12 protein-coding genes are annotated in these 18,179 nt (G+C 65.6%); 5 read left to right on the top strand and 7 right to left on the bottom strand.

Going from position 1 to position 18,179, the window contains the following annotated elements; genetic code table 11:
- Positions 1 to 24: 24 nt before the first annotated feature.
- From hutU to hutI, 4 genes are read right to left on the bottom strand one after another with little or no spacing between them, the layout of a single operon-like run.
- Positions 25 to 1,698, bottom strand: a complete 1,674-nt coding sequence (hutU, locus tag FQ775_RS19170; RefSeq protein ID WP_146300535.1) for a urocanate hydratase — start codon at positions 1,696 to 1,698, stop codon at positions 25 to 27.
- Positions 1,695 to 2,507 (bottom strand): N-formylglutamate deformylase, encoded by an 813-nt coding sequence (gene hutG, locus FQ775_RS19165; protein ID WP_146300534.1) that lies wholly within the window; start codon positions 2,505 to 2,507, stop codon positions 1,695 to 1,697. The genes hutU and hutG overlap by 4 nt, the downstream gene beginning before the upstream one ends.
- Positions 2,504 to 4,036, bottom strand: coding sequence for a histidine ammonia-lyase (gene hutH, locus FQ775_RS19160; RefSeq protein WP_146300533.1), 1,533 nt, complete (start codon positions 4,034 to 4,036; stop codon positions 2,504 to 2,506). Before hutH ends, hutG begins: the two co-directional genes overlap by 4 nt.
- Positions 4,033 to 5,241 carry an imidazolonepropionase gene (hutI, locus tag FQ775_RS19155; protein WP_146300532.1) on the bottom strand — a complete coding sequence of 403 codons (1,209 nt, stop codon included), beginning with the start codon at positions 5,239 to 5,241 and terminating at the stop codon, positions 4,033 to 4,035. Before hutI ends, hutH begins: the two co-directional genes overlap by 4 nt.
- Positions 5,242 to 5,323: 82 nt before the next feature.
- Here hutI and FQ775_RS19150 point away from each other — a divergent pair, with 82 nt between their 5' ends.
- The 3 genes from FQ775_RS19150 (at position 5,324) to hemA (ending at position 8,857) form a co-directional block, all read left to right on the top strand.
- Entirely contained in the window at positions 5,324 to 6,694 is a 1,371-nt protein-coding gene (locus tag FQ775_RS19150) for a formimidoylglutamate deiminase (protein ID WP_146300531.1), read from the top strand.
- Complete coding sequence (gene hutC, locus FQ775_RS19145) at positions 6,691 to 7,389, top strand: histidine utilization transcriptional repressor HutC (protein ID WP_146300530.1); 699 nt, start codon at positions 6,691 to 6,693, stop codon at positions 7,387 to 7,389. The genes FQ775_RS19150 and hutC overlap by 4 nt, the downstream gene beginning before the upstream one ends.
- A 253-nt stretch (positions 7,390 to 7,642) precedes the next feature.
- A complete protein-coding gene (gene hemA, locus FQ775_RS19140) occupies positions 7,643 to 8,857 on the top strand; it encodes a 5-aminolevulinate synthase (protein WP_146300529.1) in 1,215 nt (404 codons plus the stop codon).
- Positions 8,858 to 8,951: 94 nt separating this feature from the next.
- Here hemA and FQ775_RS19135 read toward each other — a convergent pair whose 3' ends face one another.
- The gene (locus tag FQ775_RS19135) at positions 8,952 to 9,974 is read right to left on the bottom strand and encodes a serine protease (RefSeq protein WP_167813054.1); all 1,023 of its coding nucleotides are present in this window, start codon (positions 9,972 to 9,974) and stop codon (positions 8,952 to 8,954) included.
- Positions 9,975 to 10,238: 264 nt separating this feature from the next.
- Between FQ775_RS19135 and FQ775_RS19130 the strand changes: the two genes are divergently transcribed.
- Both FQ775_RS19130 and FQ775_RS19125 read left to right on the top strand, forming a co-directional pair.
- Entirely contained in the window at positions 10,239 to 11,312 is a 1,074-nt protein-coding gene (locus tag FQ775_RS19130) for a trypsin-like serine peptidase (RefSeq protein WP_146300527.1), read from the top strand.
- Between the two features lie 218 nt (positions 11,313 to 11,530).
- On the top strand, positions 11,531 to 13,339 hold the full coding sequence (locus tag FQ775_RS19125) for an MORN repeat-containing protein (RefSeq protein ID WP_146300526.1): 1,809 nt from the start codon (positions 11,531 to 11,533) through the stop codon (positions 13,337 to 13,339).
- Here FQ775_RS19125 and amrB read toward each other — a convergent pair.
- Together amrB and FQ775_RS19115 are read right to left on the bottom strand one after the other, a co-directional pair.
- The gene (amrB, locus tag FQ775_RS19120; RefSeq protein ID WP_246730180.1) at positions 13,306 to 15,072 is read right to left on the bottom strand and encodes an AmmeMemoRadiSam system protein B; all 1,767 of its coding nucleotides are present in this window, start codon (positions 15,070 to 15,072) and stop codon (positions 13,306 to 13,308) included. The genes FQ775_RS19125 and amrB overlap by 34 nt on opposite strands.
- Positions 15,069 to 18,122, bottom strand: coding sequence for a caspase family protein (locus FQ775_RS19115; protein WP_246730179.1), 3,054 nt, complete (start codon positions 18,120 to 18,122; stop codon positions 15,069 to 15,071). The genes amrB and FQ775_RS19115 overlap by 4 nt, the downstream gene beginning before the upstream one ends.
- Positions 18,123 to 18,179: the final 57 nt, after the last annotated feature.

The following is an 18,179-nucleotide window of genomic DNA, read 5'->3' as shown; positions in this document are numbered from 1 at the left end:
TTCCCTTGGTTGGAAGTATGAAGGTCAGTTGCCGAGGATTGCCGGCAATCTCAAACCCTTTTCGGTGGCGCATTCAATGGCAACGTCGTAGCCGGCATCGGCATGGCGCATGACACCGGTCGCCGGATCGTTCCAAAGCACCCGCTCGATGCGCCTGGCCGCGGCCTCGCTGCCGTCGGCGCAGATGACCATGCCGGCGTGCTGCGAAAAGCCCATGCCGACCCCGCCGCCATGATGCAGCGACACCCAGGTGGCGCCCGAGGCGCAATTGAGCAATGCGTTGAGCAGCGGCCAGTCGGAGACGGCGTCGGACCCGTCCCTCATCGCCTCGGTCTCGCGGTTCGGCGAGGCAACCGAACCTGAATCGAGATGGTCACGGCCGATCACGACGGGCGCCTTGAGTTCACCCTTTGCGACCATCTCGTTGAAGGCGAGGCCCAGCTTGTGCCGGTCGCCGAGCCCGACCCAGCAGATGCGCGCCGGCAGGCCCTGGAAGGCTATGCGGTCGCGAGCCATGTCGAGCCAGCGATGCAGGTGCTCATTGTCGGGAAGCAGCTCCTTCACCTTTTCGTCGGTGCGGTAGATGTCTTCAGGATCGCCGGAAAGTGCTGCCCAGCGGAAGGGCCCGATGCCGCGGCAGAACAGCGGCCGGATATAGGCCGGTACGAAGCCCGGGAAGGCGAAGGCGTTTTCGAAACCCTCCTCCTTGGCGACCTGGCGTATGTTGTTGCCATAGTCGAGCGTCGGCACGCCCATGTTCCAGTAGGCGACCATTGCCTCGACATGCTCGCGCATGGAGGCGCGCGCGGCCTTTTCCACCGCCTTGGGATCGCTTTCGCGCTTGTCGCGCCATTCGGCCAGCGACCAGCCCTTGGGCAAATAGCCGTTGACCGGGTCGTGGGCAGACGTCTGGTCGGTGACCATGTCGGGCCGCACGCCGCGGCGCACCAGTTCCGGCACGATGTCGGCGGCGTTGCCGAGCAGGCCGACCGATTTCGCCTCACCGGCCTTGGTCCAGCTCGCGATCATGGCCAGCGCCTCGTCGAGCGAGGTCGCCTTTTCGTCGACATAGCGGGTACGCTGGCGGAAATCGATGCGGGTCTCGTCGCATTCGATCGCCAGGCAACAGGCGCCGGCCATCACCGCGGCCAGCGGCTGTGCGCCACCCATGCCGCCGAGGCCCGCGGTCAGGATCCACTTGCCTTTCAGGTCGCCGTCATAGTGCTGCCGGCCGGCCTCAACGAAGGTTTCGTAGGTGCCCTGCACGATGCCCTGGGTGCCGATATAGATCCACGAGCCGGCCGTCATCTGGCCGTACATCATCAACCCCTTGCGGTCGAGTTCGTTGAAATGCGCCCAGGTCGCCCATTCCGGCACCAGGTTGGAGTTGGCGATCAGCACCCGCGGCGCGTCGGCATGGGTGCGGAAGACGCCGACCGGCTTGCCGGACTGGACCAGCAGCGTCTCTTCTTCCGTAAGCGTCCTCAGCGTCGCGGCGATGCGGTCGAAGTCGTCCCAGGTGCGCGCCGCCCGACCGATGCCGCCATAAACCACCAGCTCGTTCGGGTTCTCGGCCACATCGGGATCGAGGTTGTTCATCAGCATCCTGAGTGGCGCCTCGGTCATCCAGCTCTGTGCGCTGAGCTCGGAGCCGCGCGGACTGCGCACTTCGCGGATGTTGTGGCGGGGATTGCTCATGCCTGGCCTCCGGACATCATGGAAAACGCGATCGCCTCGATACGCGTGAGAATGCTTTTCAGGTGCACGCGAAGTCGCTCCGCCTTCTCCTCGTCGTAGGCGAAGGGCGGCTCCTCGCCGGCGAGATGCGTCGCCTGAGTGAGTTCCATCTGGATCGCATGCACCTTGTCGACCGGCCGCCCGTAGTGACGCGTTGTCCAGCCGCCACGAAAGCGGCCGTTGACGACGTGGTCGTAGCCTTCCGCCGCCGAACAGATGTCGGCGACCGCCAACTCGATCGCCGGCGCGCAGGTGGCGCCATTGTCGGTGCCGATGTTGAAGTCGGGCAGGCGGCCGTCGAACAGGAACGGACAGACCGAGCGGATCGAGTGGCAGTCGTAGAGAATTGCCATTCCGTGCTTCGCCGTCACCCGGGCGATCTCCGCCGCCAGTGCGGCGTGATAAGGCTGGTGGAAATTTTCAAGGCGGGCCGCGATGTCCGCGGCCGTCGGCCCGAGCCCTTCGCGCCAGATCGGACGCTGGTCGAAATCGATCACGGGTACCAGCCCGGTCGTATTCTGGCCCGGATAGAGGCTCTTGCCGCCCGGGTCGCGATTGGCGTCGATCACGTAGCGGTGGAAGGTGGCACGAACGGTCGTCACGCCGGGCAGCAGACCGTCATAGAGCCGGTCGACATGCCAGTCGGTGTCACGCAGCAATTCGCCCTCGCCGTTGAGCCGTTCCCGAATGTCGGCCGGCACGAAAGTGCCGGTATGCGGCAGACCGAGGATGACGGGCGAAGAGCCCTGGCGAACTTCGACGGGGTTCATGCATCCAGCTCCGGCAGTATCCCTTCGCTCACGCTCGCATTGAGCGCGCCGGAACGCACGAGTTCAGCCGCCGCCTCGAGGTCGCCTGCCATGAACCGATCATCGCCGAGCGTCGGAGATGCGGCGCGGATCGTTTCGAGCGCGCGCTGAAGTTCAGGGCCGGTCTTCAGAGGCGCGCGGAACTCGACCCCTTGCGCGGCGGTCAGCGCCTCGATGCCGACGATGCCGGCGAGATTGTCGGTCATGGCGAGCAGCCTCCGGGCGCCGTGGCAGGCCATCGAAACGTGATCTTCCTGGTTGGCGGAGGTCGGGGTCGAATCGACCGAGGCCGGATGCGCCATCTGCTTGTTCTCCGACATCAGCGCCGCCGAGGTCACCTCGGCGATCATCAGGCCGGAGTTAAGCCCCGGCTTCGGCGACAGGAAGGCAGGCAGCCCGAAGGAGAGCGCCGGATCGACCAGCAGCGCGATGCGTCGCTGCGCGATGGCTCCGATCTCGCACGCGGCCAGCGCGATCTGGTCGGCAGCGAACGCCACTGGTTCGGCATGGAAATTGCCGCCCGACACGACCCCGTCGGAAAGCACCAGCGGATTGTCGGTGACGGCGTTCGCTTCGATTGTCAGCGTGGTTGCGGCCATGCGCAAAAGGTCGAGACAGGCGCCATCGACCTGCGGCTGGCAGCGGATGCAATAGGGATCCTGGACGCGCTGGTCGCCTTCGCGGTGGCTTTCCCTGATTTCCGACCCGTCGAGCAGCGCGCGCAGGGCCGCCGCGGTGTCGATCTGACCGCGATGACCGCGCAGCGTATGGATCTCCGGGTGGAAAGGCGCGGTCGAGCCCATGGCGGCATCTGTCGAAAGCGCCCCGGTGATCAGCGCCGAACGCGCCGCCCGGTGGGCCCGGAACAGGCCGGCGAGCGCCAGCGCGGTCGAGACCTGGGTGCCGTTGATGAGCGCCAGCCCCTCCTTGGCGGCCAAGACGATTGGCGCCAGGCCGGCCCTGGCCAGCGCCTCGGCAGCGGGCATGCGCTCGCCGTCGAGGAAGGCCTCGCCCTCGCCGATCATGGCCGCCGTCATGTGGGCAAGGGGCGCGAGATCGCCGGAAGCGCCGACCGAACCCTTTTCGGGGATCACCGGAACGACACCGCGTTCCAGCATGGCCTCGATCAGCGCCACCGTCTCCGGGCGGATGCCGGACGCGCCGCGTCCAAGCGAGATCAGCTTCAGCGCCATGATCAGGCGCACGACATCGGCGGAAAATGGCGCGCCAACGCCGCAGCAGTGCGACAGGATCAGGTTTCGCTGCAACGTTGAGACGTCGTCCGGCGCGATGCGCACGCTGGCAAGCTTTCCGAAGCCCGTGTTGATGCCGTAAACCGCCTCGCCGCCGCCGGCGATTTCCGCGATACGCCCGGCCGCGGCGGCGATGCCGGGCCGGAAGCTGTCGTCGAGCCGCACCGGATCAGCACCGCGACAGACCTCTTCGAGCGTGGCGAGCGAGACGGAGCCGGGGTGGAGGACGATCGTCACGGCGCGGCCTCCACGATCCTGCGATGAAGCGGATTGTCGCCGATCCGATACGCAAGCTCGGCTGGCTCGGTTACGTCCCAGACGGCCAGCTCGGCGCGTTTGCCCGGCGCGATGGTGCCAATCTCGTCGGCAAGGCCCAGCGCGCGCGCGGCCTCGCGCGTGACGCCCGCCAGCGCCTCTTCAGGCGTGAGGCGGAAGAAGGTGCAAGCCATGTTCATCGCGAGCAGCAGCGACGTCATCGGCGATGAGCCAGGATTGCAGTCAGTCGCCACCGCGATCGGAACGCCGGCCGCGCGCAGCCCTTCGACCGGCGGCTTCCGGGTTTCGCGCAGGAAATAGAACGCGCCCGGCAGCAACACCGCGACGCTGCCCGAACCGGCCATTGCCGTGATGCCGTCGGCGCCAAGATACTCCAGATGATCGGCCGAAATGGCGCCGTAGGATGCCGCGAGCTTTGCTCCGCCGAGGTCGGAGAGCTGTTCGGCATGCAGCTTCACCGGCAGGCCAAACTGCTTCGCCTTATCGAACACGCGCGCCATCTGTTCCGGGGAAAACGCGATGCCTTCGCAGAAACCGTCGACGGCGTCGGCCAGGCCTTCCGCATGAGCGGCTTCCAGCCCCGGAATGGCGACCTCGTCGACATAGGCGTCGGCGCGACCCTTGTATTCGGGTGGCACGGCATGGGCGCCGAGATAGCTGGTCCTTATCCGCACCGACCGCAGCTTTTCGAGCCGATGGGCGGCGCGCAGCATCTTGAGCTCGTCGTTGATGGTGAGGCCGTAGCCGGACTTCACCTCGACAGTCGAGACGCCTTCGGCGATCAGCCGGTCGAGCCTGGGGAGTGCCGTTTCCACCAGTTCACGCTCGGAAACCGCCCGGGTCGCCGACACCGTCGAAACGATGCCGCCGCCGGCGCGTGCGATCTCCTCGTAGCTCGCCCCTTCCAGCCGCATTTCGAACTCACGGGCACGGTTGCCGCCGTGGACGATGTGCGTATGGCAATCGATGAGTGCGGGCGTCACCAGCCGGCCCTCGAATTGCTCCGCCTCGACGCTTTTCCAGTCCGACGGAATCGTGTCGACGGTCGCTACCCACGCCACGCGGCCGTCCTCGATGCCGATGGCGCCGTGCTCGACCATTCCATAAGGAACGTCGGCAGCTTGCATCGTCGCAATGCGCAGGTCGGAGAGGATTTTCCGCGGCATCGGGCGTGTCGATTTCCGGTTTTCAATTCTGCGATTAATGCTATTATGTCTAGACATAATGAGTCAATTGGGAAAGCACGGCATGGCGACGATTTTTGCCCGAAGAGCCCTGACGGGTAAGGTCTGGCAGGCGGATGTCGTTGTCGAAATCGCCGCGGACGGGCGCATTGCAGATGTCTCTTCGGGCGTGCATCCGGGCGCCGACAATGTGTCCGTGGATGTGCTTTTGCCCGCCCCCGCCAATCTCCACAGCCATACCTTTCAGCGCGCCATGGCCGGACTTTCCGAGGCGCGCGGTCCCTCGGTCCACGACAGCTTCTGGACCTGGCGCGAGATCATGTACCGCTTCCTCGACATCCTCTCGCCGGAGGAGATCGAGGCGATCGCGGCGCTGGCTTTCATGGAAATGCAGGAAGCCGGCTTCGCGGCGGCGGCCGAATTCCACTACCTGCATCATCGTCCGCGCGGGCTGCCCTATGACGACCTCGGCGAATTGTCCGCCCGAATTGCCGCGGCCGCCGGCGAAACCGGAATTGGCTTGACGCTGCTGCCGGTTCACTATGCCCAGGGCGGGGTCGACGGGCGGCCGCTCGGCGGCGGCCAGCTGCGCTTCGGCAATGATCTCGACCGCTACATGAAGCTTGCCGACCAGGCGGCCGGGCTGGCGGCGTCCCTGCCCGCCGACGCCGCGACCGGCCTTGCACCGCATTCACTGCGCGCGGTCGGCGCTTCCGACCTCAAGCATCTGGCCGAGCATCGCGGCACGCAACCATTCCACATGCATATTGCCGAGCAGGAAAAGGAGCTGGAGGAGACACTTGCGGCTTATGGTGCGCGACCGGTCGAATGGCTGCTCGACAATGTCGCCGTCGATCACCGCTGGTGTCTGATCCACTGTACCCACATGCAGCCTGCCGAGACCGAGGGTCTTGCCGCCTCGGGCGCCGTTGCCGGCCTGTGTCCGGTAACCGAGGCCAATCTCGGTGACGGCATCTTCGACGGCGCGCGCTTCCTGGCCGCCGGCGGTGCCTTCGGCATCGGCTCCGATTCCAACATCCGGATCACGGTTGCCGGCGAGTTGCGCCAGCTCGAATATTCGCAGCGCCTGCGCGACCGCCTGCGGGTGGTGCTGGCCGGCGCCGGCGAGTCGAGCGGGCGCAAGCTCTACGATACCGCGCTTGCCGGTGGCGCACGTGCACTCGGGCGCCAGGCCGGTGCGATCGCACCCGGCATGTGGGCCGATCTGGTCGCGCTCGACCTGTCGCGCTCGTCGCTCTTCGGGCTCGACGCTGACCGGTTCCTCGACGGCTGGCTGTTTGCCGGCGGCAATGACGCGGTCAGCGATGTGTGGTCGGCAGGCCGCCACATGGTCAGGGACGGCCGCCATGTCCGGCGCGACGCGATCACGGCCCGCTATCGTAAATGCATGAATGCCGTCATGGCGCGGCTATGAACGAGCGCCGCACTTCTTTTCGTGACATCAAATCGGAACTCGAGCGCCGCATCGCCCGCCGCGTCTGGCCGCCCGGCGCCATCATGCCGGGCGAAGAAGCCCTGGCCGCCGAGTTCGGCGCGGCGCGGGCCACCGTCAACCGCGCGCTACAGGAACTCGCCCGCTCCGGCCTGATCGAACGCAAGCGCAAGTCGGGCACCCGCGTCGCGCTCTATCCGGTGCGCGAGGCCAGGCTCGCCATCCCGCTGGTACGCAAGGAGATCGAAGCGAAGGGCGCGCGTTACGCCTATTCGCTGCTTGGCCGCGAAATCGTCGCCGCGCCCGACTTCCTGCGCGCCCGCCTCGACTTGCCCGAGACGGCAAGGGTTCTGCATCTGCGCTGCCTTCACCTCGCCGACCGCGCCCCGTTCCAGTACGAGGAGCGCTGGATCAGCCTCGATGCGGTGCCGGACGCGGCCGACGAGCCTTTCGACGAGACCGGCCCGAACGAATGGCTGGTGGCCAACGCGCCCTTCTCGCGCGCCGAATTCGTGTTCCGTGCCGCGCGAGCCGGTCGCGAGGAGGCCGCGTTGCTGCAACTCGTCGAGGGCGAAGCCGTCTTCATCGGCGAGCGCATGACCTGGCTTGCCGACAGGCCGATCACCTTCGTGCGCATGGTTCATCCGCCAAGCCACCGCATGGTGACGGAAATTTGATCGCCACCCTACCCTGACCATCGCGAACTCCGGGTTCTTGATCGCGTGTGCCTTACCGTCGCGCCGGCAGCGACATTTTGCGGCAGGTCAAGGCATTGGGTGCCCCGGTATGGCATGAGCGGCGCAACAGGGCGCGAATGCTCTGGACCTAATGCAATCAAATATGCAAATGTTTGCATGGAACTTTTTGCCGCGTCTCGCAGGGGAGACAAACCGGCAGCCAAAGGTTAGAACGGTTCCAAGGAGAATGCGCATGGACTTCGAAGCGTTTTTTGCCACGAAGCTGGACGGCCTTCGGGACGAGGGCCGCTATCGCGTTTTTGCGGAACTGGAGCGCCACGCCGGGGACTTTCCGCGCGCCACGCGCTTTGTCGGCAACGAGACGCGCGACGTCACCGTATGGTGCTCGAACGACTATCTCGGCATGGGCCAGAATCCGAAAGTGATCGCGGCCATGCACGAAGCGCTCGACCGCTGTGGCGCCGGCGCCGGCGGCACGCGCAATATCTCCGGCACCAACCACTATCACGTGCTTCTGGAGCGTGAACTCGCCGACCTGCACGGCAAGGAATCGGCACTGATCTTCACCTCCGGCTATGTCTCCAACTGGACCTCGCTTTCGACGCTCGGGGCCAACATTCCCGGCTGCGTGATCCTGTCGGACGAGGGCAACCATGCCTCGATGATCGAGGGCATTCGCCATTCGAAGGCCGAAAAGCGCATCTGGAAGCACAATGACGTGCGCGACCTCGACCGTCTCCTGTCCGAATACGGTCCCGACCGGCCCAAGATCGTTGCCTTCGAGAGCGTCTATTCCATGGATGGCGACATCGCGCCTATCCGTGAGATCCTCGATGTCGCCGAAAAGCACGGCGCCATGACCTATCTCGACGAGGTCCATGCCGTGGGCCTCTACGGACCGCGCGGCGGCGGCATCGCCGAGCGCGAAGGGCTCATGGACCGGGTGACCATCATCGAGGGTACGCTCGGCAAGGCCTTCGGCGTCGTCGGCGGCTATATCACCGGCTCGACGGCGCTTTGCGACTTCGTGCGCTCATTCGCCTCCGGCTTCATCTTCACCACAGCGCTGCCGCCGCATGTAGCGGCTGGCGCGCTCACCTCGATCCGGCACCTGAAGGAGAGCCAGATCGAGCGTGCCCGCCATCAGGAGCGCGTCGCCAAGGTGCGCGCGCGGCTGGAGGCGATCGGCATCCCGACACTGCCCAATCCGAGCCATATCGTTCCGGTGATGGTGGGCGACGCAGCCAAGTGCAAATGGATCTCGGACCTGCTGCTCGACAATTACGGCATCTACGTGCAGCCGATCAATTATCCGACGGTGCCGCGCAAGACCGAGCGCCTGCGCATCACCCCGTCGCCGCTGCACACCGACGCCGATATCGACCGGCTGGTTCGTGCGCTCTCGGACCTGTGGTCGCAATGCGCGCTGGCCCGCGCCGTCGCGTGAAGCGGACGAGACTTCGCAAGAAAAAGCCCCGGTTCGCGAGAACCGGGGCTTTCGTTTGTGCGGGTGCAGAGCCGGGGACGCGGCTCGGCTGGTCTCAGTTGCCGCCCGTCTTCTGGTTTACCCAGTCGGTAAATTGCGACAGGCGCGTATAGACGCCATAGGCGTTCTCGTGCCCGCAGGCGATGTTGGAATCGAGCGGGCCCTCGCCCCAGCTCACGATGCCGACCTGGACCGGACCACCGTCGCCGCTGGTGAACAGCGGACCGCCGCTGTCGCCATTGCAGGCGTCGCGCGCCCCGCTCGGCACGCCGGCGCAGATCATGTTGCCGGTCAGCGGGTCGGGCAGTGTTTCGGCGATCAGGTTCGCCGCCTTCTCGATCCCTTCCTCGGTCACCCGCATGCGCCGGCCATAGTCGCGCAGCACCAGCATGATGTCGCGCCGGTAGAGATCCTTGATGCCGGCGTTGCAGGCGTCGTTAGCGAACAGCTCGACATCGGCCTGCATCAGCGTGTCGGGGAAGCCGCCATCATCCATCTTCCCCCAGCCGATCACTGTCGCCGCTCCGGCTTCCGTGTCGCTCTCGGTCATCTTGATCGCAGCCTGCGTCGCCGGCTTGGCAAGGCGCAACAAGCCGACATCATTGTCGAAAGCACGAGGGTCGTAACCCTCATGCGCGATGATCTCGGCAACCTCGATGCGTTCGCCTTCGGTCAGATGCGTGGCGCCCACTAGCGCCGTGATGCTTTCCGGCTTGACCAGTTCGCCAAACTGGAACAGGCAGTGCGCCGCCGTCAGCACCCATTCCGGCGCGATCAGGCTGCCGCCGCAAAACTGGGCGTCGAGATGCGTCACCGGGTCTTCGTTGAGCAGGTCCGAGGTCAAGAGCGCCACTTGGAACGGCCACGCATCCTTTTGCGCCGCGGTGCCGCCGATGACCCGCTGGTCTTCGCCGCTCGCTCTTGCCGCCGCGCGCGCCGCCGGGACGCGGCTCATCGGCGCCGCTTCCGGTTTCACGCCGGCGCGGGTAGCGTCCTGCGCCCAGGCGAAGGTCGAGAAGGCGGCCAGCGTCATTGACGCCGCCGCGGCGATGGGAATCAGTCCGGAAATGCGCTTCAATGTTACCTCCTGAGACGATGCGGCCCTGATGTTGCAAGCTTGGCCGCGCGTTGCTGCCATCTAAAGCCCGGTAGCGGCAGAACGGAAGCCATTTCTTCCGGCCAATATGGGAGGAATTGCGGCGATGCGTCCCTCGGCGCGCACCCGCGCGGCCTACCGGAACCGCGCGGATGGCGGAAAACCGGTCACACGGACGTGATCACGATATGGACATTTTTTATCTGTTGTGTTCGTTATCTCAATGGGCTTGGGAGACTACCAATCATGTTTGGAAATAGAACTGCTATTATCGCCGCGTCTCTACTTGCGGCTGTAGCGCTGCCGACCACCACCCTGGCGCAAAGCGTCCCTGGTGGCGAAGGCAGCGGCGAAGCGGCTCGCGGCTCGCTCGAGGCGCCGGACTTCAAGAGCCGCAGCCTCGTCGACCTCACCCCGAAAGTCACCGACGAGGCAAGTCGCGACTTCTCCATGCCGACCGAAGAAGAGCTGCAGAAGGGCTTTTCGACCCGGTCGCGGTCGCGCGACGGCGAAGTGACGCCGCCGAGCGATGAGCTGAAGAAGATCATCGAGGAGATCGTCAGGGGCACCGCCGCCGAGGCGGTCGAAAAGCCGGGGCTCACCGAAGAGCCGCCGCTCGACGAAGCCTCGCGCCAGGTGATCGGCGATGACGACCGTGTTCAGGTCACGCAGACGCGTCAGTACCCGTTCAACGTGATCGGCCAGATCTGGTCGAAGACCAATGACGGCAAGTGGGGCATCTGCACCGGAACCCTGGTCGGCAAGCGCGCCGTGCTCACGGCAGCACATTGCCTCTACAATCACGATGCCGGCGGCTGGCTCGCCGACTACGAATTCTATCCCGGCCTGAACGGGCAGGACGACGCGCCCTACGGCAAGTTCGGCTTCGTCGACGCCTATATCCTCGAAGGCTACATCTCGAATTATCAGGGTGTCTACGGTTCCGTCGTTCCCTGGGATCTCGGCATCCTGATCCTCGACAAGCCGGCGGGCGATCAGGTCGGCTGGCTCGGCTACGCCACCTACGATCCGCCCTATCCGTTCACGGCCAACGTTGTCGGCTATCCCGGCGACAAGCCGACGAGCACCATGTGGCGGACGAGTTGCCCGGTCGATCCGGCAACGGCCACGCAGAACAACTTTACCTATCTCTGCGACACCTATCCCGGTTCGAGCGGCAGCGCCGTCTATGAATATCACGGCGACACCAAGGCGCGTTACGTGGTCGGCGTGAACATCGCCGAGACCGAGACCTTCAACATCGCCTTGCGCCTCAACGGCCCGTACTTCCAGTGGGTCCGCGGCATCGCGCAGGAATAGCGTCGAGACCACATGGCAAGACCTGAAAGGGCGGTCGCCGGCGCGGCCGCCCTTTTTGCTGCCGCGACCGGGCGGCGTGTCCGGAGTGGAGGTTCGACCAGAAGCGAACGCCCGGTACGCCCCTAATAGTCGGATTTGTCCCACTATGCCGTTGCGCATGGCCTGCCGACAGGTCTTAATTGTGGCGGGGCTCCGGCAGGGTGAATTGGGGGAACGCCATGAATATCCTTCGCGCCACTGGCATCGTTGCCATCGCGTTGTTTGCCATATCCGCGCTGCAACCAGCCATCGCCAACGAAGGCGCGTGGAACGAGCGCGTGCAGGTGTTCCTCGGCGAAGACGGCCGCTCGGTGCAGCGCCATGCGATCCGGGTCTGGGACGCATGGCCGGAGAAAAACCTCGATTTCATCTGGGAGCCGGCGAAAGGCAGCAAGCCGGCGATTGGCGCCGACGGCACCGTCGCCGGGCGCGGCAAGCTGGTCTGGAGGGTGCGCGGCTCGGCAAGTTACGACCCTGCCGCGGTCTATGCCGTCTATGAAGGGGAGATGCAGAATGGGCGGCCGCATGGCGACGGCCGGCTCGAATTCCGCAGCGGCGAGACCTTTGCCGGCCGCTGGCACGCGGGACACCTGAACGGACCTGGCTACCACGTCGATGCCCGTGGCAACCGCTACGAAGGGATCTTCGAGGATGGCGTGCTCGAGGGCCGTGGCCGCCTGCTCTCGGTCAATGGCGAGATCTACGAAGGCCCGTTTCGCGCCGGCCAGCGCCATGGCCGGGGCCGCACCATTCTGCCGGGCGGAACCAGCTACGCCTCCTCCTGGGAGCAGGGACGTGAAACCGGAGAACGTCCGGACATCGTCGCCGACGCCGATGCCGGTGGCCTGATCCGCATCCAGACCGGCAATGACGACGCGGCGAAGACCGAATTCTCCATCACGGTCGATGAACGCATGAACCAGCAATCGGAGGCGCGCTACACTCACCTGATGCGCGAGGAGGACATCGCCATCTATCCCGAGCTCAAGGAGATGAACGACGCCTGGAACGGCACCGGCGAGATCTGGGAGTACGGTTACGTCTTCACCGGTATCGACTGGGAAAATTCACCGGTCTTCGTCGAGGCCGAGCTTACGACCACCGACAATTCGCGGGTGAAGATCGACAGCATGGCGCTGGAGGTGGCCGATAGCCTTGCCTACCGCAAGCCGATGCTGGCGCTACAGGGCCACCGTGGCTGTGTCGGTTTCCGGCCGACCTTCTCGCTGGTCAATCATGGCTGGGGCAAGGTCGAGAACGCTCGCATTGCAGTGCGCTTCACCGAGGCGCGCAGCTATGAGGAAAACCCGCCGCCACAGAAGACGACGCGCGAATTCACCGGTGCAATCGACGATTTCGACGAGGGCACCGACATCTATCTGAAGGACGCGCTGGCCGAGGCGGGCGTCGACGTCGACGCGCTGGAGACGCAACGCTTCTCCTGCCCCTCGATCGACAGCCTGCCCGTTTGCCGCAGCCAGGTCTTCAACTCCGTCGGCTTCGGCGAGCTTGCCGACGTCGTCTGGGGCGACCGTTTCCTGATGACCCGCGCGGTCGGCACGCTGACCTACAACTGGTCCGACGATCGCGGCAACCGCCACGAATCAAGCGAACCGTTCTCCGTCGACATCAATCTGGCGGTGATCGAGATGGACGAAAGCACCGCTGAGTGCGGCGACGCCTTCGGCGGCTCGCCCGAGGCGTTGCGTTACATCGATATCAAGCTGCCGGTCGAGCAGCAGAACTATGCCATCGACCTGCCGATGCGCGGCAACCGCAACCTGCGCCAGTACACCGCGCGCATGAAGATGTCGGCGGAGATGTCCTCGCTGCACCATTTCCAGACCGTGGCGCGGTTCGCCGATGGCAGCGTGCGCCGCAGCAAGCCGGTGTCGCTGTTCTATTTCCGGCCGCGGTCCGTAAACTGGGTCCCTAAGGTCCAGGTGCCGGCGTGCTACCTGTCGCCGGACGATATCCCGACCTGCTGACCGGCCGCCTCTTGGGCGAGGTCGAACAGGTTCGGCAGCGGCATCAGCCGCCCGAAGAAAGTGCCCTGTTCGAAGATGCGCAACTCGACGATTGCGCCGGACGCCTTTTCCGCCGTCTGGTCAAAGAGGAAGTTGCCTAGCGAATAGAGATGCAGCGCATCTCCACCGGCGAGCGCCTGCATCTCGCTGCTGGCGACATGGGAATGGCCGCCAAAGATGCCGGAGACGGCGCGGCGCGCCAGCGCCTCGGCCAGGAACTTTTCTCGTGGCCCCGGCGTGTCCGCATACTCCCTCCCCCAATGCACCATGGCCACGAGCGGCCGGTCGCCGGCGCCATTGGCGATGCCGGCGAGGAGGTCAGCCGTGATCAGGTCGTTATCGTAGGAACCGTTGACGTTAAGGTCGGTCAGCGCGACAAGATCAACGCCTGCGACCCGGATCGTTTCACCTTGCCCGGCATGAATGATGCCCGCCTCATCGAGCGCACGCCGCGTTTCCGACAGGCCCTGCTCGCCGAGATCGAGCGCATGGTTGTTGGCGAGGCTGACGGCGGCAACGTTGAGCCGCTTCAGCCAGGCGATCGCGAGGTCCTGAGGCATGGCGAGCGTCATGTCGTCGATGCCGGCCGGCACGTTGGGCAGGATCACGCCTTCGAGATTGACCGCCAGCGGTCTGCCCCCGGTCCGCCGCAGGACCGCCTCGGCCACACGCTCGGCGGCCGGTTCCCGCAGCAAGGCGTCCTGCATGGCGCGCGCGAAACTGGTATCTCCGGCGAGATAGAGAAACCGCGTGCCCTCTGCATCTGGGGCCGGCACGTCGTCAGGGAAGCGGCCAAACTGAATGACGACATAGCTCGTCGTCTCCGCGACCGGCAGCGGGTCGTATTGCTGCTGGTTCTCGTTCGCCACCACCAGCGGCGTCGTGCCGGCGTGCCCGCGCTGGAGCTTGAGCTGAATGTAGAGCGCGCCAAGCGAGTCGACGTGATCCGGCTGGCGAAGGAGCGCGATCTGGTCGAAGGTGCCCGCCGCGATCAGGTTCAGCGTCTGCTGGTCGTGCCGGCGCGCTTCGTAATGCGGCAGATAGTGGGAAAAATCGGTCGATTGCACCACCAGCGTGTCGTCGTCGAGCAGCGGGGCAAGCGCGGCGGCTGCCGCCTCCCAGTCCTTGCGCTTGCTGCGGATCGAGATCGCCAGCGGCACGATGCGCGCATCCGGGAAATGGTGCCGGATGAAGGGCAGCATTGCCTGCAGTCCGTGGTCTTCGGCAAAAAGGCACGCCTCGGCACCCACAGCCGGCGCGCCGGCGACAGCGGCAAGCGCCTCGACCGCTTCTTCGTCGCTGTCGACCCGACCGAAGACCGTTTCAAAATCACGGCTGATGGTCGCGAACATGCCCCTGGTGGCGCGAAAATGATCGGGAAAGAGGACGATGACCCGGCGATATGTCGCGTCCGACGCCGCCTCGAAACCTCTCGCGATCAGATGCGCCGCAAGAAGGTGGTGCGGCACCGTGATGCCGGAAAGCTTTGTCGCAGCCGCCGGCGTGGTATCCGCCGCCTCGATGGCGTCGCGGAATGGCGTCTCGTTGGCATAGAGCGACGGGATCGGCCTTGCCGCATCCTCGCAGTCCCGCGCTATCGCCGGGCCAAAGGCGAGCAGGAGAAGGCTTGCCGTGAGGGCCAGGACGAGCCGCGCTCGCCCCGTCGACAGGTTGTGCTGGCAGCCTCGCGTCACGGCTTCGCGACCAGAAAATTGTCGATCTTGGAGATGTAATATTCCGGCACCTGCCGTGACGCGGTGAGCCGGCGTACCTCGCGGTCGACAAAATCGGCCAGCGCCAGCAGTCGGACCCCGTCACCGGTCGGATCGGCGCCGCCCTTGAGGCCGGCGAGCAGCGAATGGGTAAAGACGCCATGGCCGAGTTCCGGCAATTCGGCCGCAGTGTTGTTGGCCGCCGTCGCCGAGAACACGATGATGCGTGCGTCCTCGGCGTCCTTCTCCAACCGCGGATTGAAGGCGTTGGCTGCATGGCAGGTATCAAGCAGCATGAAGCGTCGGCCCTTGGCGCGCTCCACGGCGCGCTGGATCGTCTCCCAGTCGACAAGCGAGCTGCGCCGCCAGCGATCGTCGCGCTGGCGACCGTCGGTCGGGATGAAATAGTAGTCTTCATCGATATTGATGCCATGCCCGGCCACGAACACAATGGTGGTATCCTGCGGCCCGGCCTGATCGAGGAAATATTCGATCTCGTCGAGGATCAGGTCGGCCTCCGGCTCAAACATCTTGGTTTCGCCGGGCAAGGCTGCCAGCGCCGCGGCCAGCTCGGGATTTTCGTCCACTGCTTCTTCGTTGACGAAAACCTGACTGCGCATCTTCTCGTAAAGCGGCGCCGTTCTTTCGGCGACGAGACGGACAAACTCGACCGCGTCGTCGACCGGGTAGGCAAGATCGCAAGAGCGGCCGCCGCAAGCTTGCGGCAGGTGCGGATAGTCCTCAACGCCAATCGCAAGCACATGCAGCGTGCCGGCCCGCTCGTCCTTCGCCACGCTGCGGCCAATCGCCTTGACCGCGCGCTCGGTGAGGTAGCCGAATTCGTTCAGACCGGCGATGGAAATCTCGTTCTCGCCCTCCGTCACCGGCACCTCGATGATGATGCTGTCGCCGCCGCCGGAGGCAGAACGGGTCGCAAAGCTGTCGATGCGGCGATCATTGGCGGTGATCGCGAAGTCGGCAACGCTGGTTCCGGTTTCCTGCGCGCCGGTGATCTCGATCGAGACGAACCCTTCCCGGCCCTCCTCGTCCTGCTCGACAACGCGGATCTCGAATTCCGGCGGCTTGCGTTCGAGCAGCCGGGCGAGCTCGGTATCGGCGCCCCTGAGTTCGCGAACCGCCGCCGTCGCATCGCCGAGCACGATGGCGCGGCGCACGATCTCCGGACTGAACAGGTATTGCTTGAGCTGCCGCGCCTTGACGAAGCGGGCCTCGCTGTCGGCACCCTGGTTGACATGCCATCCGACCAGCGCGTCGCCGCCGGGCGAGGAATAATAGTAGCCCTGCGGTACCCAGATGATCCATTCGTCCTCGGCGAAGAACATGGAGACGATCACCTTGCGCGTGGTCAGGTTCCAAAGCCGCATGGTCTGGTCGGCACTGCCAGTCAGGAGCAGCCCCGCGTCTGGTGCTTCGGCAATGGCATGGATTTCGCCCGTATGCCCGTCGGGGAAGTCGCCGCGCCAGTTGCCGTCGCGCCGGTCATATTCGGTCAACGTACCGTCGGTCCCGCCGGTGACGAGGCCGGCGCCGTCAGCGAGCAACGTGAAGGCGGCATGCGCGAAGCCGCTCGTCGCATCGTTCTCGATCGTTGCCACCACCAAGCCGTCGCGTGCGATTTCGAGCGCCGCGTTCTCCAGCTCCGCCGAGCCGCCCTTTACCGCAGTCAGCGTCCAGCCGTCTCGCTCATGGACGGCGCGCGCGAAGCGGTCGCCTTCTTCGCGCAAAGGTACCGGACGCTCGAAAAAGCGATCCTTGGTCGGCAAAAGGAGCGTGCGGACGAGGTCACCCTGCACTTCCGGACAGGCGACACGCTCCGGGCAGGGATGTTCGTTGCCCCAGGCGATCTCGCCACCATCCACGGTGATGCCCGAGGCGGTCACCGGCCTGCCGTTGCCGACGAGCGTTGCACGCCGTTCCCCAGTAGCCGGGTTCCAGAGATGTATCTCGTGTCGCGTGCCGCCGGCGGTGGCCACGAGGCCACCGGACGGCGCCGTCGCCGAGGCGAACACGGTGCCGTCATGGCCGCGATATTCCAGCGCGTGGCTGTTGCCCGCAAGATCGATGACCGATTCCCTGTTTTGGTCGGCGCAACGGTAGCCGCAGGAGGCGACCAAGCGCTGGCCGTCCGGCGAGAACGCCAGCGCGGCGACAAGGAACGGCCGTGGCGGAAGCGTTTCGAGCAAGGTGCCGTCGGCAGCGCTCCATAGATGCAGTTGGCCGTCATCGGCACCGGTCGCGAAACGTTCGCCGTCGGGGGAGCTTGCCAGCGCACGCACCGGCACGTCCTGCAGGATATCGGCCGCCGGGAGTTCGATGGCCGCCACCTCGGCCAAGTCCCACAGCCTGATGCCGTAGTCGGTCGTGGTCGCGGCAAGACGGGTGCCGCCGAGCGCGAAGGCGACCTTCTCGATCCGATAGGAATCGGCGTCGAGGCGCGTTTCCGGCTGCAGGGCGCCCTGCCCGTCCCGCTTCCACAGATAGACAAAACCGTCCTGGCCTCCGGCGGCCAGCCGTTCGCCGTCGGGAGAGAACGCAAGATCGTAGACGGCGTATTCATGCCCAGACAGGACCTGCCTCAGCCGCCCGCTGCGAAGATCGAAGATGCGCACGTCGCCATAGGGCGGCTCGGTCCCGGAAGTCGGGCCGAACCAGCCGGCAGCGGCGATGCTGGCGCCATCGGGCGAAATGGCGATGGCGAAGACCTTGCCGTCATGGCCCGGGCCGATCTGGCCGCGGATTGTGCGCAGCGTTACGCCGGCCTGCCAGTCCCAGACGCGGATCGTCTTGTCGTCGGAGGCGCTGACCAGCAACTCGCCGTCAGGGGTGAAGGCCAGATCCTTGATGAAGGCGCGGTGGCCGCCCGTGTCGAGATCGAGGAAAAACTCGGGCGCCTGCGCGGAAGCCGCCGAGCATACGAAAAGGACGGCGAGCACGAGCGCTGGCAGGCGCCACCACGCGTCGTGGCGTGGCGCGGCCGCAAGTCGCCGCAGTTCGTATCTGCCCAGTCGCACCAGCCGCCACAACCTCCCTGTCAGACCGGTTGTGGCAATGGGTGCAGGAAACATTCA

The organism is Nitratireductor mangrovi (assembly GCF_007922615.2).
Lineage (GTDB): Bacteria > Pseudomonadota > Alphaproteobacteria > Rhizobiales > Rhizobiaceae > Mangrovimarina > Mangrovimarina mangrovi.
Note: the sequence above shows the minus strand (reverse complement) of the source record. Positions and strands in the feature narration are given on the sequence as shown.

What these genes read in the sequence shown, in the direction of transcription:
- FQ775_RS19125 (WP_146300526.1), top strand. Translation starts at nt 11,531, where the DNA reads ATGAATATCCTTCGCGCCACTGGCATCGTTGCCATCGCGTTGTTTGCC.
- hutC (WP_146300530.1), top strand. Translation starts at nt 6,691, where the DNA reads ATGAACGAGCGCCGCACTTCTTTTCGTGACATCAAATCGGAACTCGAG.
- hutG (WP_146300534.1), bottom strand. Translation starts at nt 2,507, where the DNA reads ATGAACCCCGTCGAAGTTCGCCAGGGCTCTTCGCCCGTCATCCTCGGT.
- hemA (WP_146300529.1), top strand. Translation starts at nt 7,643, where the DNA reads ATGGACTTCGAAGCGTTTTTTGCCACGAAGCTGGACGGCCTTCGGGAC.
- hutU (WP_146300535.1), bottom strand. Translation starts at nt 1,698, where the DNA reads ATGAGCAATCCCCGCCACAACATCCGCGAAGTGCGCAGTCCGCGCGGC.
- hutI (WP_146300532.1), bottom strand. Translation starts at nt 5,241, where the DNA reads ATGCCGCGGAAAATCCTCTCCGACCTGCGCATTGCGACGATGCAAGCT.
- FQ775_RS19150 (WP_146300531.1), top strand. Translation starts at nt 5,324, where the DNA reads ATGGCGACGATTTTTGCCCGAAGAGCCCTGACGGGTAAGGTCTGGCAG.
- FQ775_RS19130 (WP_146300527.1), top strand. Translation starts at nt 10,239, where the DNA reads ATGTTTGGAAATAGAACTGCTATTATCGCCGCGTCTCTACTTGCGGCT.